Source organism: Pseudomonas sp. FP1742 (genome assembly GCF_030687145.1).
Lineage (GTDB): Bacteria > Pseudomonadota > Gammaproteobacteria > Pseudomonadales > Pseudomonadaceae > Aquipseudomonas > Aquipseudomonas frederiksbergensis_D.
Map to the genome: position 1 here is coordinate 1,667,446 of NZ_CP117460.1, position 19,941 is coordinate 1,687,386.

The window sequence follows — 19,941 nt, forward strand, 5'->3', positions numbered from 1 at the left end:
GCAAAGCCTTAGTGGTGACGTGGCTTGAGGATCGCCGGTTTTTCGTCTGGCGCGTTGCACAGCAAGTACAGCGCGGTCAGGGCTTCCGGGATCTGCACGATCATGTCGTCCATCAGGTTGGCGTCGGCCGCGATGTCGGAGAACTCAGGCTGTTCGTCGAACAGACCCGAACCGACCATGATCGGCAGCAGCATTTCGCTGACTTCGTCTTCGGCGGTTTCGAACCAGGCCGCTTCGCGCAGGAACACGCCTTCCATGAAACCGATGCACCAGCCGCGCAGGTCGGAATCGTCCGGGTCATCGCCCAGGTCGAGGTCGCATGGCAGCTCGAACTCTTCGTCGGACGCCAGTTGGCGGGCGATGTGAGCCTTGAGCAGCACCAGGGTGGATTCGATCGCTTCACGCTCGGTGTCGTCGGCGTAATGCGGCTCTTCGGCGAAGAGCGCGTCGATCCATTCGCGGTCGGGAACGCTTTCGGAACAGATCGACAGCGCGGTGAGGTAGCCGTGGGCGGCCACATAGTCCAGCGCCTCGTCATGCAGCTCGTCGGCGTCGAGGAAGACTTGCAGGCGGGTTAGTTGCTCAGCGAAGGACATTAAAGGGCTACCTTGGGGAATATACGATGCGGGAATTCTAGGCCTTCTTGAGCGCACAGGCCAGCCGCGCGGCATATTTGCCCTGTTGTGATGGAATCTGTGGCTGGGGCAATAGAAAACCCTGTGGGAGCGGGCTTGCTCGCGAAAGCGGTGTGCCAGGCAGCATTAATGTCGACTGACACACCGCTTTCGCGGGCAAGCCCGCTCCCACAGGGGGCCGCTGTGTATTGGCTTTCGTATGTCTTCTCAGTGGCGCCCTTTGCAGGGGAGGGCTCGGGTATACTCGCGCGTTTTGTGATGCCCTGCTGGCGTCACGGCTGAAATATGCAGCGTCATGCAATGCGCACTTACGATTTGTCTGTGCAGCTTTCGTGGTTCTGAACCAGCCTTGCAGGGATGTTTCGGTGATTTTTGGAGTTTTTATGCTCGAACAGGCTCAACGCGTCCTCAAGGACATCTTCGGCTACGACAGTTTCCGTGGCCGTCAGGGTGCAATCATTGAGCGCGTGGCCAGTGGCGGCGATGCCCTGGTGCTGATGCCTACCGGGGGCGGCAAGTCGCTGTGCTTCCAGGTACCGGCGCTGCTGCGCGAGGGCCTGGCGGTGGTGGTGTCACCGTTGATCGCGTTGATGGACGATCAGGTCGCCACCCTAGAAGAACTGGGGGTCGCCGCGGCATCGTTGAACTCCACTCTCAGCGCCGAGCAGCAGCGTGATCTTGCTGCACGGATCAAGCGCGGCGAGGTGAAAATGCTCTATCTCGCGCCTGAACGCCTGGTTCAGCCGCGCATGCTGGCCTTCCTGCAAAGCCTCGAAATCGCTCTGTTCGCCATTGACGAAGCGCACTGCGTGTCCCAATGGGGCCACGACTTCCGTCGCGAATACCTGCAACTGGGCCAGTTGGCGGAATTGTTCCCCAACGTCCCGCGCATTGCCCTGACCGCCACCGCTGACAAGCGTACCCGGGAAGAAATCGTCGATCGCCTGCATTTGCAGGATGCCGAGCGTTTCCTGTCGAGTTTCGACCGTCCCAACATTTTTTATCGCATCGTGCCCAAGGAACAGCCGCGCAAGCAGTTGCTGGCGTTCCTCGCCGAACGGCGCAGCGATGCCGGCATCGTCTACTGCCTGTCGCGCAAAAAGGTCGACGAAGTGGCGGTGTTCCTCAGTGAGCAAGGCTTCCCGGCGCTGCCGTACCACGCCGGTCTGGCCAACGAAACCCGGGCGCATCACCAGAAGCGCTTCCTCAATGAGGAAGGCCTGATCATGGTCGCCACCGTGGCGTTCGGCATGGGCATCGACAAGCCCAACGTGCGTTTTGTGGCTCACCTCGATTTGCCCAAATCCCTCGAGGCCTACTATCAGGAAACCGGTCGCGGTGGTCGTGACGGTCTGCCGGCGGACGCCTGGATGGCGTACGGCCTGCAAGACGTGGTGATGCTCAAGCAGATGTTGCAAAACTCCGAAGGCGACGAGCGCCACAAGCGTCTGGAGCAGCACAAGCTCGACGCCATGCTCTCGCTCTGCGAAGAAACCCGCTGCCGCCGCCAGACCCTGCTGGCGTACTTCGACGAAGACATGCCCGAGCCTTGCGGCCACTGTGACAACTGCGTCGATGGCGTGCAGACCTGGGACGCCACCGAGCCGGCCCGCCAGGCACTGTCGGCGATCTATCGCACCGGTCAGCGATACGGCGTCGGCCATCTGGTGGACGTGTTGCTGGGCAAGGACAACGAAAAGATCCGCAGCTTCGGCCATCAGCATCTGTCGGTATACGGCGTGGGCAAAGCGCTGGGCGAAAGTGAATGGCGCTCCCTGTTCCGACAACTGGTGGCCCGCGGTCTGGCGGACATCGACCTCGAAGGCTACGGCGGGCTGCGCCTGAGCGATACCTGCCGGCCGCTGCTCAAGGGCGAAGTGACCCTGGAACTGCGCCGCGACCTCAAGCCGCAAACCGCCGCCAAAAGCAGCAAGAGCCAGGCGAGCCAACTGGTCCGCTTCGAGGAGCGCGAACAGTGGGAGGCCTTGCGTGCCTTGCGCCGCAAACTGGCCGAAGAACATGGTGTGCCGCCGTACGTCATCTTCCCCGACTCGACGCTGCTGGAAATGCTCCGCAGCCAGCCGACCTCGCTGGCGGAAATGGCCACGGTCAGCGGTGTCGGCGCCCGCAAACTGGAACGTTACGGCGAGGCCTTCCTCGAAGTGCTCGGCGGCCAGGTCGAGGCGCCGAAAGTGGTGGCCGATGTGCGCCACGAGCTGATCACGCTGGCCCGGGCCGGCATGACACCGTTGCAGATCGCCGGTCAGCTGCAATGCTCGGAAAAGAACGTCTACACGATGCTTGCCGAGGCCATCGGCAAGCAGCAGTTGTCGCTGGAACAGGCGCTGGACCTGCCCGAAGAGTTGATGGGCGAAGTCCAGGACGCCTTCCTCGACGGCGAAGGCGAACTGCCGCCGGTGGCGGAGATTGCCGCATTGTTCGCAGGTCGGGTGCCGGAAGGCGTTTTGTATTGCGTTCGTGCCGCGTTGCAGTCGGAATTCGAAATCTGAATAACCTGCGCGCAGATGTAACGATTCAGTACAGAGCAAACCTTGCCTATAGCCAAAGGTCATGCTTAGCTGACTAATAATTAGTTTTTCTCTATTTCAGTCTAACCATGAGTGTTTTATGCCGTTAACCGATCAACACCGCTTTGGCATGCAACTGGCCCAGATGTCTCGGGGTTGGCGTGCCGAACTGGACCGCCGACTGGCTGGCCTGGGGCTGTCCCAGGCGCGCTGGCTGGTGCTGCTGCACCTGGCGCGTTTCGATGATGCTCCCACCCAGCGTGAACTGGCGCAAAGCGTCGGCGTCGAAGGGCCTACCCTGGCTCGGTTGCTCGACAGCCTGGAGAGTCAGGGCCTGGTGCAACGCCAATCGGTGCTGGAAGACCGTCGGGCGAAAAAAATCGTCCTTTGCGCCCCCGCCCGGCCCCTGATCGAACAGATTGAAACCATTGCCACGCAACTGCGCCACGAATTGTTCGAAGGCGTCGATGAGGCGGATTTGAAGGTCTGCATGCGTGTCCACGGGCACATCCTGGCCAACCTGGAAAAATCTTGAGGCACAACCACGCGCCGGACTTTTGAGATACCCCGTTGGGCGGACTATAAAGAACTACTAGGCAATATCGTGTTCGTACCGGATGTGCGAATGCATACAGGTTGGTTCTGGTTATCTAAGGGATGCTCATGCTCGAGAGTTGGCACGTTGTATTGCGGTGTTGCACCCGGCTGCTGCTGGTCGGTGGTGCCGTCACTTACTCGGCATTGGCCCCTGCGCTAGGCTTGGGTGAGATCACCCAGCATTCGGCGTTGAATCAGCCATTCAGCGCCGATATCGCCCTGCTGGATGTCGGTGGTCTGGGGGAGGGCGAACTGTCGGTCAGCCTGGCGACGGCGGAGGAGTTCAGCCGCGCCGGTGTCGAGCGGGTGTTCTTCCTCAATAACCTGAAGTTCACACCGATCCTGCGGGGCAACCGCAGCTTGATCCGGGTGACTTCCAGTAAACCGGTCAAGGAACCCTTCCTGAATTTTCTGGTGCAGCTCAATCAGCCCAATGGGCGTTTGCTGCGCGAGTACACCGTGCTGATTGATCCGCCGGGTTCTCCGGGGATTGTTCCCGCCAGTGACGCCCCCGCACCTGAGCCTCTGGCATCTGCGTTCCCGTCCGTCGAACCGGCTGTTGCACCGCCATCTGCGGTGAAGAGTTCGGCACCCAAGCCTGATGTCGATAAACCAGCCGCCGCGCCGGCGAGTGATCCTGTTGCCGAACAATTGGCCACCAGCGTGCTGCAAAACCAGCAGCTGCAAAAGACCATCGATGAACTCAATGCGAAGCTGCAGGCGCAGGACGAGCAGATCGCCGGTCAGAAAAAACAGGTGACGGCGCTGCAAACTCAACTATCGGAACTCAAACAGGCGTCGGCATCAGCGATGCCGGTCGCACCTCAGGTGACGGCGCCGGTCCCGGTGGTTGCCGAGGCGCCCGAAACAATCCATTGGCCGCTGATCGCCGGGTTGCTGGCGCTGGTGGCCTTGTTGGTGCTCGCAGTGTTCATTCGCCGTCAACGCCAGCAGGTTCAGACCTTGCCCGAGCCGTTACCCGTCCTGCCGTCGCGCGACGAGACGGTGCTCAACCGCACGCCGGAACCGGTCAGGCCGACACCCCAGGTGCAATCGGTAACCGGATTGGCCCCGGAGCCTCCCGCAGATGACGTGCTGGAAGGGGTTGGTATCTACCTGGCGTATGGCCGTTTGTCCGAAGCGGCCGGTCTGTTGCGAGATGCATTGCTCAAGGAACCCCAGCGCACCGATCTGTCCGTACAGCTGCTGGAGGTTCTTGGCAAACAGGGTGATGTGCAAGCGTATGACGCGCAGGAAAGCAGCCTGCGTGACGCCGGGTTTGACGCACAGCAACTCCAGGACATCCGCGCCCGCCATCCGAAACTGGTCGACGCCGCACCGGTGGTCGCCACCATGGCGGCGACTCCACCCACGGTTGCAGCACCTGAAGCTACGTCGAGCGATGAGTTCCAGTTGAACCTGGATGACCTGTCGATGGATGCGAATTGGGACCTGATCAGCCCCTTCGAAAACTCACCGCCCAGCGCCAAACCGTCGAATCAGCCATTGCCGTCGGACGACCCCGGATTCACCTCGAACCTGCATGTGTTGCCCGATGTCTTCGAAATACCCGACGAGCCGACGCTGGACGAGCCCGAGCTTGAATGGGTCGCCGAACCTGACTCGCAATCGCTGGACGACAGCTTTCTCAACGAATTCAGCGATCCCGGCCAGCCGCTGGAGCTTGAACCGCTGGATGCTGAGTTGATGGATCTTGAACCGGCCGGGCCGAGCAGCGCGGATAAACTCGAACAGGCCCAGACCTGCATCGACGACGGCGACCTGGACAGTGCCATCGAGCTGCTTAACGAGTTGCTCAAGGAAGGCGACGAACCGCTGAAGGAAACAGCCCGGACGCTGTTGGCGGGTATTCGCTGAAGATCAAAGAGTCGCAGCTTTTGCGGCTATTATGGCGACGCCCCCAGACTCAAGAGTTTTGCCAATCATGACCGCACGCAAACCGGAAATTGTCATCACCTACTGCACGCAATGCCAGTGGCTGTTGCGTGCCGCCTGGCTGGCCCAGGAGCTGCTCAGCACCTTTGGCGATGACCTGGGCAAAGTGTCCCTGGTGCCCGGCACCGGTGGGGTGTTTCACATTTTCTGCGACGATGTGCAGATCTGGGAGCGCAAGGCCGACGGTGGTTTCCCCGAGGCCAAGGTGCTCAAGCAGCGGGTCCGTGATCAGATCGATCCGGACCGCGACCTGGGACACAACGATCGCACTCAGTGAGACGGGGCTTGTGCGGCAACGGTCTTTTTGCTTGAACTGCCAGACAGCCTGCTGGAGACCACGATGGCGACGATGATCAGCCCGCCGCCGATCAGCATGCGCAGGGTCGGGTTTTCATCGAACAGCAGCCAGGCCGCGGTGATCCCGTAAACCGGCTCCATTGCGAACACCACTGACGCGGTCCGGGCCTTGATCACCGCCAGGCTGGCGACGAACAGGCTGTGGGCGACGCCGGTGCAGAACACCCCGAGCAGGCCGATCCACAGCCAGTCGAGGGCGCGCACTTCGCTCAACTGCGGCGCCGCCACCGGCAGCAGGCAGATCGCAACCACCACGTTCTGACACAGCGCTGCCTGCACCGGCGGGATTCGCCCGGAACTGGCGCGGTTGGTCAGGGACAACAGGGCGAACAGCAAGCCTGAGGCCACCGCCCACAGCAGGCCGGTGGTGGCGCCGCTGGCCAGATCGAAATCCGGCGTGACCAGTACCAATCCGATGCTGACCAGCACCACCAGCAGAATTTCATTGGCGCGGATGCGCTCGCGGAAGATCAGCCCTTCAAGGATCACGGTAAACGCCGGGAAACTGGCGAAGCCCAAGGTCGCGATCGCCACCCCGGCCACCTTCACCGCGATGAAAAAACTCACCCAGTGCCCGGTCAGCAGCAAGCCGCTGAGCAACAGGCGATGCCAGTCCACGGCGTCCAGTGTCTGCCAGCGGGCATGGCTGGCGAACCGGGCGAAAAACGCCAGGGCGAGCACGGCGAACGCGGCACGACCGAACACGATGATCGCCGGCGAGGCGGCGGCGAGTTTGCCGAACACGCCGGTCAGGCCAAACATCAGTGCACCGATATGCAGAGCGCCAAGGGCGGTACGGGGAGTCATTGCGATCCTTAACGACAATCGAACAAATATGTGGGAGCAGCCTTCGACAGCGCCTACACAATGAACGATGTTGTTGCGAGTGTCTGTCGCCAGACTCGCGTCATTTGTCGCCAGCCTCGCGGCGCAATGTACCGGGGGAGGCACCGAACTCGCGCAGCACCGCCGCGGCGAACGCGCTTTGCGAGCTGTAACCGACCCGACAGGCGATCTCGCCAATGGGCAGCGTCGAATCGCGCAACAGGCCCACGGCGATGTGCAGTCGGCGACTGCGGATGTAATCCATCGGTGTTTGCCCGCATTCGGCCACGAACCGCGCGTGCAACCGAGCGCTGGACAGGCCGGCAATGCGCGCCAGGTCGGCGACTTGCAGTGGATAGGCGGCGTATTGATCGATGTGTGCATTGAGCGCGGCATACGGCAGGCGCCGACCGCCGACACTGTCGGGCCTGGCATTGTTGAGGCTGGCCAGCAACAGCACGGCGCCTTGCTGGGCGATCAGCGGATCACTGATCGGGCTGCCCGCCAGCCAGCTCACCAGTTGGCTTTGCCCGGCGTCCAGCGACAGGCGCCCGGCATTGTCGAGCAGGCGACGGCTGGCTTCGGCGTGATCGCCCAGTGACTCAGACACCCATTGATCGCTCGGCACATCCAGCACCAGGCAACGACTGCCACGGGCACTGTCGCAGGCATGATGCGCGCCGGACGGCACCACCACGAAACTCTGCTGCACCACCTGACTGCCACGCCCCTCGACCTCGAAGTCCAGCGCGCCCGACAGCCCGAACACCAGTTGCGCGTGGTCGTGGCTGTGGACGATCAGGTCGTGGGTGTACTGGCGCAGTGTGAGGATCGGTCTCATCGCAGGTCTCGGGGCGATGTTGATGAGTGAAGTCGCCAGTCTACACCGAGGCCCCGGGTTCGCGCGTTGTCACAGGACTGACTTGCGATTGTCATGGGCAATTAACCCGACCGGCGCAAGCTTGCCAAAACTTGTCCAGAGGGTTGCCCATGACCAGCGCCGAGCTCGCCAAACCCAGCCGTAAGCAACGTGTGCGGACCTTATGGATTTCCGACGTGCATCTGGGCACCCGGGACTGCCAGGCCGAACACTTGTCGCAGTTTCTCAAGGGCTATCACGCCGACAAAATTTACCTGGTCGGTGACATCATCGACGGCTGGAAGCTGCGCAGCGGCATGTATTGGCCCCAGGCCCACACCAATGTGATTCGTCGCCTGCTGACCATGAGCAAGCGCGGCACAGAAGTGATCTATGTCACCGGCAATCATGACGAATTCCTGCGCCGTTATTCAAAACTGATGCTGGGCAATATCCAGCTGGTGGACGAAGCCGTGCACGTGACCGCCGATGGTCGTCATCTGCTGGTGATTCACGGCGATCAGTTCGACGTTATCACTCGCTACCACCGCTGGCTGGCCTTCCTCGGCGATTCGGCCTACGAGTTCACGCTGACCCTCAACCGCTGGCTCAACCATTGGCGGGCCCGTTACGGCTACGGCTACTGGTCGTTGTCGGCGTACCTCAAGCACAAGGTCAAGACTGCTGTCAGTTTCATCAGCGATTTTGAAGAAGCCATCGCTCACGAATGCGTTAAGCGCGAGTTGCATGGCGTGGTGTGCGGGCACATTCACCATGCCGAGATTCGCAAGGTGGGTGAGGTGGACTACCTCAATTGCGGGGATTGGGTGGAGTCGTGCACAGCGCTGATCGAGCATTGGGATGGGTCGATCGAGTTGTATCGGTTGGCCGATGCCCAGGCGCGGGAGGCGGAGTTGAAGGCCATTAAGGTTGCGGAGCCAGCGTAAATTTCGAGAAATAGAGTGTCTGGACGAGCGTCTTCGCGAGCAAGCCCGCTCCCCCATCGGATCTTCTGTGAACACAATATTTGTGACCATCGCTGATCTAATGTGGGAGCGGGCTTGCTCGCGAATGGACCGCGCAGCGGTCCCCGACATTCTTCAAGCTGGCGAATGCTCTTCCATCGCCGCCTTGTAAATCGAGTTCTTGGGCTGCGCAAACAGCCGCTCCATCATCGGTTCGAAGAAGCTCAGCGGCAGGGTGTCGTATGCCGGATCAAACGCCGCCGCGTCATACCGGGCGCAAAATTCGATCGTCGCCTGATACTGCGGATGAGCACTGAATTGCTCGCGCAGATGCCGGTCCATGCCCAGGTGATGGAAAAAGTAATAGCCCTGGAAAATCCCGTGCTTTTCCACCATCCACAGGTTCTCGGCACTGACGAACGGCTTGAGGATCGCCGCGGCGATGTCCGGGTGGTTGTAGGAGCCCAGCGTGTCGCCAATGTCATGGAGCAGGGCGCAGACCACATACTCTTCGTCGCGGCCATCGCGCCAGGCACGGCTGGCGGTTTGCAGCGAGTGGGTCAGGCGATCCACCGGGAAACCGCCGAAATCACCCTCCAGCAGTTTCAAATGCGCCACGATCCGTGTCGGCAATTGCCGGGCATAGGCACTGAAATCTGCGGCGATGATCGCCCAGTCTTCCTGTGTGCCGTCCTGCATGTGGGTAAAACCGGCGCGGGCATTCATCGGCTATCCTCTTGCTCTGATCGAAAGGGATGTTTGGAGTGTAGGGCGTGGATTGAGCGTCGCACTGGCTGTCCAGGACGCTTTTGTGGCCGATGGAACCTAGAACGGCACTCGCCCCACAATCATGTCGCGGTACATGACGAAATCGCCGAGCAGGCTGTAAAGAGGGTGCTGGAAGGTTGCAGGGCGATTCTTTTCGAAGAAGAAATGCCCGACCCAGGCGAAGCTGTAACCGGCCAGCGGCAGCGCCAGCAACAGCCACCATGCGCCTTTGCCGAGGGTCAGCGCCAGAACCAGAATGACCAGCGTGGTGCCGACAAAGTGCAATCGTCGGCAAATGCTGTTGCGGTGTTCGCTGAGGTAGTACGGGTAAAACTCAGCGAAGCTATTGAAGCGCTTGATGTTTTCCACGACAGCGATCTCTGTGGTTGTTTACAGGCGACAAGTTGTGCTGCGCGTAGCTTATTTAAGTCTAGAGTGATCATTAGTATCAGGCAGTGACAATAGGCGCCACTTTAGTATCCTTCGGAATTGGGTCGTGGCATGCGGCCATCACGTAGTAAACGCCATGAGCGAACGAACGACTTCTGCAAGCTGGGCGATGGGGATTGTCAAAGCACTGGAAATGGACGGCCTGGATTGCCGGGTTCTGTTCAAGCAGCTAGGGCTCGACTATGCGGCACTGGATGACCCGGATGCGCGTTTCCCGCAAGATTCCATGACGCGGCTCTGGCAGCGCGCGGTCGAGCTGTCCGGCAACCCGGCGATCGGCCTGAACATGGGCAAGGTGGTGCGACCGGCATCTTTTCATGTCGCCGGTTATGCGTTGATGTCCAGCCAGACCCTGGCCGAAGGGTTTCAGCGCCTGGTGCGTTATCAGCGAATCATTGCCGAGAGTGCCGACCTGAGTTTCCGCTTGCTCGACGAAGGCTATGCGCTGATTTTGACGGTGCATGGCGACCACCTGCCACCCACCCGCCAGAGTGCGGAAGCGTCGATGGCTTGCGCCCTGGCGCTCTGTGGCTGGTTGACCGGGCGTACGCTGCAGCCGCGCCGGGTGTTGCTGCAAGGCAACGAGCCCGTTGATCTTGAACCCTATAAACAAGCCTTCCATGCCCCGTTGATGTTCAACGCGCCCTATGACGCCCTGATTTTCGAGCGGGCCGACATGGAGGCACCGTTGCCCACCGCCAACAAGGCCATGGCGCGGTTGCACGACCGGTTTGCCGGCGAGTACCTGGCGCGGTTTTCCGAGAGCCGCGTGACCCACAATGCGCGGCAAGTGGTGTGCCGTTTGCTGCCTCAGGGCGAACCCAAGCGTGATGCGGTGGCGCAGGCGCTGCATCTGTCGCAGCGCACCTTGCAGCGACGCCTGCAGGAAGAGGGCACGAGTTTTCAGGCGTTGCTGGATGACACGCGGCGTGAATTGGCCGAGCAATACCTGGCGCAACCGGCCACGACCTTGCTGGAAATTGCCTACCTGCTGGGGTTTGCCGATCCGAGCAACTTCTTCCGCGCCTTCCGTCGCTGGTTCGACGCCACTCCCGGCGAATATCGGGTGCGGCTGATGGAAGCGCCCCAGCGGGTCAGTGACGCCAGAACGCAGGGATACACAGAACAAACACCGTAATGATCTCCAGCCGGCCCAGCAACATGCCGAACGAGAGAATCCATTTCGCGGCATCCGGCAGGCTGGCGAAGTTACCCGCCGGGCCAATGGTTTCGCCCAACCCCGGGCCGACGCCGGACACCGTGCTGGCCGCGCCGGTCAGGGCGGTCATCCAGTCCACCCCGAGCAACGACAACAGCAGTGCGATTACACAAATGGTGATAGCGAAAAAGAACGAAAAGGTCAGGATCGAGCGCACGATCTCTTCGTCGAGACGGTGGCCGTTGTATTTCTGCTTGATCACCGCGCGCGGGTGAATCAACTGGTTAAGGTTGGCCTTGAGCAGAATGTAGGCCACCTGGAAACGGAAAATCTTGATCCCGCCAGCGGTCGACCCCGAGCAGCCGCCAACAAATCCCAGATAAAAGAACAGCATCAGCGAGAAGTTGCCCCAGAGGCTGTAGTCCCCCAGTGCAAAACCTGTCGTCGTCACCACCGAGGTCACGTTCAGCGCCACATGCCGCAAGGCTTCCAGCCAGTGCAGCTGGGTAGTCCACCAGTACCAGGTGCCAAGCACCAGCCAGGTCACCAGCAACATGCCGAGCAAGCCTTGCACCTGTTCATCCTTGATCAGGGCCCGTCGGTTACCGCGCAGGGTCGCTACATACAGGGTGAACGGCAGGGCGCCGAGAATCATGATGACGATCGCGACCCAATGCACCGCAGGCTCCGGCCACTTGGCCAAAGACTGGTCGGAGGTTGAGAAACCACCGGTGGAAATCGCCGACATCGCGTGGTTGATCGCGTCGAACGGGCTCATCCCGGCCCACCAGAACGCCAGGCTGCCGAAAATGGTGATGCCGACGTAGGTCGCAACGATCAAACGCGCCACCATGTGTGAACGGGGCATGACCTTTTCGGAACGGTCTGACGACTCGGTCTGAAACAGCCGCATGCCACCGATGCGCAGCAATGGCAGAATCGCGACCGCCATGCCGATAAAGCCGATCCCGCCGATCCAGTGCAGCAAGGAGCGCCATATCAGGATGCCGGGGGACATGGTGTCCAGGCCCGTGAGCACCGTCGAGCCGGTGGCGGTGATGCCGGACATGCTTTCGAAGAATGAGTCGGTGTAGCTGATGTTCTGGGTCAGCAGGAACGGCAGGGCGGCGAAGATGCACACCACCAGCCAGCTGCTGACGGTCAGCAGGTACATGTCTCGCGGGCGCAGATGGATGTGTTCGGGGCGCCCCGGAATCACCAGGGCCAGGCCGGCGACAAAGGTAATCATGCTGGCCCAGAGAAACGATGGCAGGTCGCTGGTGTGCTCGAAAATCACCAGGGTGGCCATGGGCACGACCATGGAAATGGCCAGCGTGATCAGGAAGATGCCGATGATGAAACCAATGATCCGTAAGGTCGGCAACGCCATGAAGTCCGCTCGGGCTGATAGGGGAAGGGCGCCATTCTACCTGCGGGGCAGGGCATGTAAACCGGCAGCCCTGTGGCGGATACCGCTAGAATAGGCAGACATTTTTTTCAGGAGGTGGCCGATGCAGGCTCTCGACGCTTTGCTCAACCGTGTTTCCGTTCCACGACTGCTCGATCCGGCGCCCACTGCCGAGCAACGCGAAGTGCTGTTTGGCGCCGCGATGCGCGCGCCGGACCACGGCCATTTGCAGCCCTGGCGCTTCCTGACAGTCGAAGGCGCGGCGCGCGAGCAAATGGGCGAGTTGTTGGCCGAAGCGGCGAAGCTGCAAGACGGCGAGGTGTCGGAAGCCGCGCTGGACAAGGCCCGTAACGGCCCGCTGCGTGCGCCGCTGGTGGTTGTGGTGATCGCGCGATTACAGGATCACGTCAAATACCCCAAGTCCGAGCAACGGTTGGCGGCGGGCTGTGCCGCTCACGGGATTTTGCTGGCAGCCTATGCGCAAGGTATTGGCGCGGTGTGGCGCACCGGTGAGCTGGCCTATTCGCCACATGTGGCCAAAGGGTTGGGTTTGGCGGAAGGGGAAGAGGTGATTGCGTTTCTTTATCTCGGTACGCCGCAGAAAGAACCGCGTGTTGCAGAGAAGGTTGATCTGGCCGAGTTTGTCAGCGCCTGGCCCGGTAAAAAGTCGTAGATCCAATGTGGGAGCGGGCTTGCTCGCGAAAGCGGTCTGACAGTCACTGCGATGCTGGATGTGCCTAAGCCTTCGCGAGCAAGCCCGCTCCCACGGGGTCAGGGTTGAACCACTGCCCCCGGTACCAACGGCAATTCCAGGCTGGCTATAAACCCGCCCCCTGGGTGATTGGCCAGCACCAGACTGCCGCCGTGGCGCTCTGCCGCGCGGCGCGCAATGGCCAGCCCCAGGCCATGCCCGGCCGTTGTCTGCCCCGGTGCCCGGTAGAACGGTTCCCCCAGCTGATTCAAATGCTCGGCCTCTACACCGGGGCCGTGATCGCGCACGCTGACCACAATCCTGTCGCCCTGACGCGACGCCTGCAGTTCAATCGGTTGCCCGACCGGGTTGAAGCGCTGGGCATTGCGCAGCAGGTTGTCCACGGCCCGCTCGATCATGGTTGGCCAGCCTCTGAGGTTCAGTTGCGGCTCGGCCTCAAGGCGCACGTTCTGCTCTGGCGAACCTAGCTGAGCGTCCTTTTGCAGGGTGTTGAGCAGCGCATTGAGGTCCACTTCTTCGGCACTGGCGTTATCGGCATCGACCCGCGCCAACACCAGGATTTCGCTGATCAGTGCTTCCAGTCGATCGCATTCACGGGTCAAACGCGGCCAGAGTTTTTCCCGCTCCTGGGGATTGGCCCGTTCGGCCAGTGCCAGCGCAATGCGCAGTCGGGCCAAGGGCGAACGCAATTCGTGGGACACGTCGCGCAGCAATTGCCGCTGACTGCCGATCAGGCTTTGCAGGCGCGCGCCCATGCGGTTGAAGTCGTTGGCCAGCACACCGAACTCATCGCGGCGGTTGGCCAGTTGCGCCAGGCTGTTTTGCTGATAGGTGGTTTGCCCCAACTCATGCACCGCGCCGCGTAAACGGCTTAGCGGTCGGGTGATGGAGAGGGTCACGAGCAGGCTGAACAGGGTCAGCACCACCAGGGCGATACCCAGCGCACTCAATGGCCAGAGCAGGCTTTCCCGGTGCCAGGCGTCCAGCTCCGGGTGTGGAATGCGGTAGATCAGCAGGTAGGTGTCGCCCGTCTTGGCGCTGGTGTATTCATCGGTCAGGCGCCGCCATGGCAGGCGTCGATCATCGTTTTGCTGCCGTGCTTCGAAGGCGGCCGCACGCCGAGGGAAGGTGCCGCGCACCACGGGGTCGCCCGTCTCGTTGAGCACCTGAACGTCGATGTGATATTGGCGCTTGCGCTGCTCAAGGATGTCCTGGGCGGCTTCTTCGCCCTGGCTTTCGTAGGTTTGCGTCCATTGTTCGGCCAGGGTGTTGAGGCCCGGGTGACGACTGAGAATCCACGCGTCCTGGTTGAGCATGTGCCCCAGCAGAATGGAAAGCCCTGCAACCAGAGCGATAGCCAGCCAGAAGCTGGCCAGGATACGCCAGAACAATGAGCGCACAGAAAATCCTCGAACAAACGCAAATCCATGTGGGAGCGGGCTTGCTCGCGAAGAGGGTGTGTCAGGCGACATTAATGCTGTCTGACACTCCGCTTTCGCGAGCAAGCCCGCTCCCACATTAAATTGAGTGGCATCAGACCCAACGGGGTTTAGCCGTTGGGTCCAGGGTTAACGCATTATTGCGCCTTTTGCGCTTGCTGCGCTTTCCAGGCCTGGAACTCGGCCCACTCGGCGCGACGTTCTGCCTGTTTCTTCTGGATTTCGTCGAATTGCTTCTGTTGATCCGGTTTCAGCACGGCGCGAACGTCGGCTTCGGCTTTCTTGTGCCTGGCCTCCATCTCGTCTTTCAGGGATTTCTGGTCGGCTGGCGAAAGTTTTTCCAGGTACTTGTCGATCAGTTGCCGACGCTCGTGCATCTGCTCGCCCATGATCTTGCGGATCTGCTCGCGCTGTTCGCGGCTCAGGTCCAGTTGGCTGTAAGGACCTTTACCGTGCATGCCGTGCATCTGACCGCCATAGCGTGAGCCGTCCATGTGATCACCCAGCGGGCCTGGGCCTTCAGGCATGGCCATGGCAACGGTCGGCAGGGCGGCAGCAAACATCAGAGCGATAAGAGTCTTACGCATGGTGTATCTCCTTGTCTCGTTCCCGGTACGTTCCGGATGAGTACAGATTACGCAGATCAAGGTCAGCGGCAGTCAGTGGAGCGTAAAGCTTGGGTAAAGAGGGTTTTGTGCCTTCCTGACAATTCCAGCACTTCGCCTATTTCTCTCTGACGAAACTTGGCGTGTCGGATTCAGAGGCTGTAGTAGTAGCCGCGACTGCGCAGGGCCACGATGCGCGGGCGGCCGTCGGGGTGTGGGCCGATTTTTTTGCGCAGGTTGCTGACGTGCATATCCAGGCTGCGGTCATACAGGGTCAGTTTGCGGCCGAGGGCGATTTGCGCCAGTTCCTGTTTGTCCAGTGGTTCGCCGGGCTGCTTGAGCAGGGCTTCGAGCAGGCGGCTTTCGGAGACGGTCAGGGTGAACTCCTGCTCATCAATGCTGACCACCCCACGCACCGGGCTGAAGCACAGGTCGCCCAACTCGAGCTGGCTGGAGACGGCCGTCGGATGGCTGCGGCGCAACACCGCGCGCAGACGGGCTGTCAGCTCCCGTGGGTCGCACGGCTTGGCCAGGTAATCGTCGGCGCCCAGTTCCAGGCCGAGGATGCGGTCCAGCGGTTCGCCACGGGCCGAGAGCATCAGCACCGGCAGATCCGGATGGTCGCTGCGCAGTTGTTTGAGCAGTTCCAGGCCGCTGCCGTCGGGCAGCATCACGTCCAGCACCACCGCCGCCGGAGCCGTTTCGGCCAGCGCGCGCCGGGCGCTTTGGCCATCGTGGCAGGCGCGAACCTGAAAGCCTTCCTGGCTCAGCCAACTGCTCAGGAGTTCACACAGCTCCTGGTCATCATCAATTAGTAACAGCTCGCTCATGACTCACTCAATTTAGCCATTGCCTACGTTTTCTGGTGGCACCACTGGCGAAGATACCGCAGAGCAGGGCCAATAGCGCTACCGCGGCCCCGATAACGAACCACTGCTGCTGATCGGTCAGCAGGCGCGGCAGCGGGCTGGCCAGGGCTTCCTTGAGTTGCAGCTTCAGGCGCTGGTTCTCTTGGCGCAACCGGCTCAACTGGGCGCTTTCGCGTTCGCCATCGGTATTTTGCAGTTGTTTGCTCAGTGTTTCCCGTTGCTGTTCGCTTGCCTTCAAGCGTTGCTGCAACTCGGTGATCTGGCTGCCGGCACTCAAGGACAGTGGGGTCGAGTTGCTGCCTTCGGTGCTTTCTTCACCGTGGGCGGGCGCCATGATCGACAACGTTACCAACATCAGACACAACGGACCTTTGCGCATCGCAACTCCTGATTCCAATACGAGTATTGGGCAGGTTGTCGGCCGGTAAACGAGAATAATGAGCGATTGAACGCGCGATGAATCGACAAGACTCACCGCACGCGAGAAGTTTACGGCAGGACTTGCTTGAACGGCTTGACCAGAACATTGGCGTAGACGCCTGCGGCAACGTACGGATCGGCGTCGGCCCAGGCCTTGGCGGCGCTCAGGGATTCGAATTCGGCGACGATCAGGCTGCCGGTGAAACCGGCAGCGCCCGGATCATTGCTGTCGACCGCCGGGTGGGGGCCGGCCAATACGATGCGCCCTTCGCCCTTGAGCACTTGCAGACGCTCGAGGTGCGCAGGCCGTGCGGCCAGTCGGGCTTCCAGGGAGTTGGCGACGTCTGTGGCAATGATTGCGTAAAGCATGTCAGTCCTCGGTTTTTGGCGTTGTGGTGTCGGCGTCGTGCAAGTGACGGGACAAGTAAATGCCCTGGCCGACCAGGAACAGCAAAGTCATGCCCAGGCTGCCGAAGACCTTGAAGTCTACCCAGTAGCTCTGGAAGGTGAACGCGACGAACAGGTTGGCGGCTCCGCAAAACAGGAAAAAACCGATCCAGGCGATGTTCAGGCGGGTCCAGATGGGCTCCGGCAGGGTCAGCGCGTGGCCCATGATGCGTTTGATCAGCAGTTGGTCACCGACGAAATGGCTGCCGATGAACGCGAGGGCGAACAGCCAGTTGACCACCGGCGCTTTCCATTTCAGGAAGGTCTCGCTGTGGAACGCCAGGGTCAGGCTGCCGAAGACCAGGCAGGCAATGAGGGTCAGCCACTGGCTCTTCTCCAGCTTGCGCTGCTTGATGTACAGCGTGCCGTAGACCACCAGGGAGCTGATGATCAGCATCGCGGTGGCGCTGTATATGCCCCCTACGGTCAGTTGATGACCGCCAATATCGACGACCCGTGGATCGATTTTGAAGACGATGAAAAACAGCAAAAGCGGGATGAAGTCGATGAATTGTTTCACAGTGGCAGCCAGAAGCAGGATGTGGCGGCATAATAACAAACATATTGACGCGCGATAGCGTCAGCTGATTTGAGGTAACACAGTCCTGTGAATGTTGATTTGCATTGCCATAGCACGGCCTCCGATGGCGCCCTGGCGCCTGCGGCACTGGTTGCGCGTGCGTTCGAGAACGGCGTGCGAGTCCTGGCGTTGACCGATCACGACACCCTCGAAGGCCTTGACGAGGCCCGTAGCGCCGCGACGGCGCTGGGGATGCAACTGGTCAACGGCGTCGAATTGTCCTGCACCTGGGGCGGGGCGACCATTCATGTGCTGGGCTATGGTTTCGACGTCAATGCCGCGCCGTTGGTCGAGGCCATCGCAAAATTGCACGATGGCCGTTGGCTACGGTCCGAAGAAATAGGCCGCAAGTTGGCGCTTAAAGGTATGCCGGGGGCGCTTGACGGTGCCCGGGCCATCCAGCAGGAACTGGGCGACAGCGGCAACGCGCCGGCCCGTCCGCACTTCGCCGACTGGATGGTGCGTGAAGGTTTCGTCAAGGATCGCGCCGAAGCGTTCCGCAAATGGCTGGGCGCCGGCAAACTGGGGGACGTCAAACAACACTGGCCGACCCTGGAAGACACCGTCGAAACCCTGCGCGCCGCGGGTGCCTGGGTCAGCCTGGCGCATCCGTGGCACTACGATTTCACTCGCAGCAAACGTCGCCGCCTGATTTCTGACTATATTCAAGCAGGGGGCCACGCCATAGAAGTGGTCAATGGCCATCAGCCTGCCGAACAGATAGGCAGCCTGGCGATTCTAGCCCGCGAGTTTGGTCTGCTGGTCAGCGCCGGCAGTGATTTTCATGGCCCTGGAGGCTGGTCCGAGATCGGTGAATACCGCCCGCTCCCGGAGGATCTGCCACCACTATGGTGTCGGTTCAAACATGACCCAATTATTGCCGCCGTCTGAACAGGTAGAGAATGTGAGTCAATTTTTCCAGATTCATCCGGAAAACCCGCAAGCGCGCCTGATCAAACAGGCTGTCGAGATCATCCGCAACGGCGGGGTGGTGATTTATCCCACCGACTCTTCCTACGCCATTGGTTGCCAGATCGGCGACAAGACCGCCGTGGAACGTGTGCGTCGGCTGCGTCAGCTGGATGAGAAACACAACTTCGCGCTGATTTGCAGCGACCTGTCGCAGTTGGGGCTGTTCGCCAAGATCGACACCGGCACCTTCCGTTTGCTCAAGGCCCACTTGCCGGGGCCTTACACCTTCATTCTCAACGCCACCCGCGAAGTCCCGCGGCTGTTGCTGCACCCGAAAAAACGCACCATCGGCCTGCGCGTGCCAAGCCACCCGATTGCCTTGGCGCTGCTGGAAGAACTCGGCGAACCGCTGATGAGCGTGACCCTGATCATGCCCGGCGATACCGACCCGTTGACCGATCCCTACGAAATGCGTCAGTTGCTGGAGCATCAGGTGGACCTGATCATCGACGGCGGTTTCGGCGGGATCAAGGCCTCTACCGTGATCAACCTCGCCGATGGCGAGCCGGAAGTGATCCGCGTCGGTTGCGGTGACCCAGCGCCATTCATGGCCGAGGCGTAGATGTCTGCGGTAGAACCAGAACCTGTCGACAGCCAGGCCGGTGCCCAGCAAGAACTGCCTTTCGCCATGGTCTATGGCCAGGCGGTCATGGAAATGCCGCTGGACCTGTACATCCCGCCGGATGCCCTGGAGGTCTTTCTTGACGCCTTCGAAGGCCCGCTCGACCTGTTGCTGTACCTGATCCGCAAACAGAACATCAACATCCTCGACATCCCGGTGGCGGAAATCACCCGGCAGTACATGGGTTATGTCGAGTTGATGCAGTCGGTGCGCCTGGAGCTGGCCGCCGAGTACCTGGTGATGGCCGCGATGCTCGCCGAGATCAAGTCGCGGATGTTGCTGCCGCGAGCCGAAACGATCGAGGACGAAGAGGATGACCCCCGGGCCGAATTGATTCGCCGCTTGCAGGAATACGAACGCTTCAAGGTGGCCGCCGAAGGCATCGATGGCCTGAGTCGCGTCGGCCGCGACGTGGTGGTACCCAAGCTCGACGCCCCGGAGGCCAGGGCGCGCAAGCTGCTGCCGGACGTGAGCCTGGAAGAACTGCTGATGTCCATGGCCGAAGTCTTGCGCCGTGGCGACATGTTCGAAAGCCACCAGGTCAGCCGCGAGGCACTGTCCACCCGCGAGCGCATGAGCGATGTGCTGGAACGGCTCAAGGGCGCCGGTTTCGTGCCCTTTGTCGAGCTGTTCACCGCTGAAGAAGGGCGCCTGGGGGTGGTGGTGACCTTTATGGCGATCCTCGAACTGGTCAAGGAATCCTTGGTCGAGCTGGTGCAGAATGAGCCGTTCGCGGCGATCCATGTCCGGGCCCGAGCCGAATAACGA

22 protein-coding genes are annotated in these 19,941 nt (G+C 61.0%); 10 read left to right on the forward strand and 12 right to left on the reverse strand.

Annotated elements, in window-relative coordinates:
- Positions 1–8 precede the first annotated feature (8 nt).
- A complete protein-coding gene (locus tag PSH64_RS07435) occupies positions 9–596 on the reverse strand; it encodes a YecA family protein (RefSeq protein ID WP_007938492.1) in 588 nt (195 codons plus the stop codon).
- A 422-nt stretch (positions 597–1,018) separates the two neighbouring features.
- Here PSH64_RS07435 and recQ point away from each other — a divergent pair, with 422 nt between their 5' ends.
- The 4 genes from recQ (at position 1,019) to PSH64_RS07455 (ending at position 5,993) form a co-directional block, all read left to right on the forward strand.
- Positions 1,019–3,145, forward strand: coding sequence for a DNA helicase RecQ (recQ, locus tag PSH64_RS07440; RefSeq protein ID WP_105339903.1), 2,127 nt, complete (start codon positions 1,019–1,021; stop codon positions 3,143–3,145).
- 118 nt (positions 3,146–3,263) lie between these two features.
- Entirely contained in the window at positions 3,264–3,698 is a 435-nt protein-coding gene (locus PSH64_RS07445) for a MarR family transcriptional regulator (protein ID WP_007895007.1), read from the forward strand.
- 128 nt (positions 3,699–3,826) lie between these two features.
- A complete protein-coding gene (locus PSH64_RS07450; protein WP_305480371.1) occupies positions 3,827–5,638 on the forward strand; it encodes a FimV/HubP family polar landmark protein in 1,812 nt (603 codons plus the stop codon).
- 67 nt (positions 5,639–5,705) lie between these two features.
- Positions 5,706–5,993 carry a SelT/SelW/SelH family protein gene (locus PSH64_RS07455; protein WP_201119029.1) on the forward strand — a complete coding sequence of 96 codons (288 nt, stop codon included), beginning with the start codon at positions 5,706–5,708 and terminating at the stop codon, positions 5,991–5,993.
- On the opposite strand, the gene PSH64_RS07460 is transcribed toward PSH64_RS07455, so the two are convergent.
- Positions 5,987–6,880: a DMT family transporter gene (locus PSH64_RS07460; protein ID WP_305480372.1), complete on the reverse strand. Its 894-nt coding sequence runs from the start codon at positions 6,878–6,880 to the stop codon at positions 5,987–5,989. The two genes, PSH64_RS07455 and PSH64_RS07460, sit on opposite strands and share 7 nt — an antisense overlap.
- Before the next feature lie 100 nt (positions 6,881–6,980).
- Positions 6,981–7,739: an AraC family transcriptional regulator gene (locus PSH64_RS07465; protein WP_105339900.1), complete on the reverse strand. Its 759-nt coding sequence runs from the start codon at positions 7,737–7,739 to the stop codon at positions 6,981–6,983.
- A 149-nt stretch (positions 7,740–7,888) separates the two neighbouring features.
- Here PSH64_RS07465 and PSH64_RS07470 point away from each other — a divergent pair, with 149 nt between their 5' ends.
- Positions 7,889–8,704: a UDP-2,3-diacylglucosamine diphosphatase gene (locus PSH64_RS07470; protein ID WP_063342878.1), complete on the forward strand. Its 816-nt coding sequence runs from the start codon at positions 7,889–7,891 to the stop codon at positions 8,702–8,704.
- A 153-nt stretch (positions 8,705–8,857) separates the two neighbouring features.
- Here the strand turns inward: PSH64_RS07470 and PSH64_RS07475 are convergent, their stop codons facing one another.
- Positions 8,858–9,448, reverse strand: coding sequence for an HD domain-containing protein (locus PSH64_RS07475; RefSeq protein ID WP_105339899.1), 591 nt, complete (start codon positions 9,446–9,448; stop codon positions 8,858–8,860).
- A gap of 99 nt (positions 9,449–9,547) precedes the next feature.
- On the reverse strand, positions 9,548–9,859 hold the full coding sequence (locus PSH64_RS07480) for an Mpo1-like protein (protein ID WP_105339898.1): 312 nt from the start codon (positions 9,857–9,859) through the stop codon (positions 9,548–9,550).
- A 157-nt stretch (positions 9,860–10,016) separates the two neighbouring features.
- Between PSH64_RS07480 and PSH64_RS07485 the strand changes: the two genes are divergently transcribed.
- Positions 10,017–11,078 (forward strand): AraC family transcriptional regulator, encoded by a 1,062-nt coding sequence (locus tag PSH64_RS07485; RefSeq protein ID WP_219847830.1) that lies wholly within the window; start codon positions 10,017–10,019, stop codon positions 11,076–11,078.
- Here PSH64_RS07485 and PSH64_RS07490 read toward each other — a convergent pair.
- Complete coding sequence (locus tag PSH64_RS07490) at positions 11,035–12,489, reverse strand: TrkH family potassium uptake protein (RefSeq protein ID WP_105339896.1); 1,455 nt, start codon at positions 12,487–12,489, stop codon at positions 11,035–11,037. The genes PSH64_RS07485 and PSH64_RS07490 overlap by 44 nt on opposite strands.
- Before the next feature lie 121 nt (positions 12,490–12,610).
- Between PSH64_RS07490 and PSH64_RS07495 the strand changes: the two genes are divergently transcribed.
- Positions 12,611–13,180 carry an NAD(P)H nitroreductase gene (locus PSH64_RS07495; RefSeq protein WP_305480373.1) on the forward strand — a complete coding sequence of 190 codons (570 nt, stop codon included), beginning with the start codon at positions 12,611–12,613 and terminating at the stop codon, positions 13,178–13,180.
- Positions 13,181–13,278: 98 nt separating this feature from the next.
- On the opposite strand, the gene PSH64_RS07500 is transcribed toward PSH64_RS07495, so the two are convergent.
- From PSH64_RS07500 to PSH64_RS07525, 6 genes are all read right to left on the reverse strand, one after another.
- Entirely contained in the window at positions 13,279–14,619 is a 1,341-nt protein-coding gene (locus tag PSH64_RS07500; protein ID WP_105339894.1) for a cell wall metabolism sensor histidine kinase WalK, read from the reverse strand.
- A gap of 176 nt (positions 14,620–14,795) precedes the next feature.
- Positions 14,796–15,245 (reverse strand): Spy/CpxP family protein refolding chaperone, encoded by a 450-nt coding sequence (locus PSH64_RS07505; RefSeq protein WP_305480374.1) that lies wholly within the window; start codon positions 15,243–15,245, stop codon positions 14,796–14,798.
- A 170-nt stretch (positions 15,246–15,415) separates the two neighbouring features.
- On the reverse strand, positions 15,416–16,093 hold the full coding sequence (locus PSH64_RS07510; RefSeq protein WP_305480375.1) for a response regulator transcription factor: 678 nt from the start codon (positions 16,091–16,093) through the stop codon (positions 15,416–15,418).
- 7 nt (positions 16,094–16,100) lie between these two features.
- Positions 16,101–16,511, reverse strand: coding sequence for a translation initiation factor 2 (locus PSH64_RS07515; RefSeq protein WP_105339891.1), 411 nt, complete (start codon positions 16,509–16,511; stop codon positions 16,101–16,103).
- 110 nt (positions 16,512–16,621) lie between these two features.
- Positions 16,622–16,921: a YciI family protein gene (locus PSH64_RS07520; protein ID WP_019579534.1), complete on the reverse strand. Its 300-nt coding sequence runs from the start codon at positions 16,919–16,921 to the stop codon at positions 16,622–16,624.
- Position 16,922: 1 nt separating this feature from the next.
- Positions 16,923–17,519, reverse strand: coding sequence for a septation protein A (locus tag PSH64_RS07525; protein ID WP_105339890.1), 597 nt, complete (start codon positions 17,517–17,519; stop codon positions 16,923–16,925).
- An 87-nt stretch (positions 17,520–17,606) separates the two neighbouring features.
- On the opposite strand from PSH64_RS07525, the gene PSH64_RS07530 reads away from it, so the two are divergent.
- The 3 genes from PSH64_RS07530 (at position 17,607) to PSH64_RS07540 (ending at position 19,938) form a co-directional block, all read left to right on the forward strand.
- Positions 17,607–18,470 (forward strand): PHP domain-containing protein, encoded by an 864-nt coding sequence (locus tag PSH64_RS07530; protein ID WP_305480376.1) that lies wholly within the window; start codon positions 17,607–17,609, stop codon positions 18,468–18,470.
- A gap of 13 nt (positions 18,471–18,483) precedes the next feature.
- Positions 18,484–19,113: an L-threonylcarbamoyladenylate synthase gene (locus tag PSH64_RS07535; protein ID WP_105339956.1), complete on the forward strand. Its 630-nt coding sequence runs from the start codon at positions 18,484–18,486 to the stop codon at positions 19,111–19,113.
- 126 nt (positions 19,114–19,239) lie between these two features.
- Positions 19,240–19,938: a ScpA family protein gene (locus PSH64_RS07540; RefSeq protein ID WP_181150618.1), complete on the forward strand. Its 699-nt coding sequence runs from the start codon at positions 19,240–19,242 to the stop codon at positions 19,936–19,938.
- Positions 19,939–19,941 lie beyond the last annotated feature (3 nt).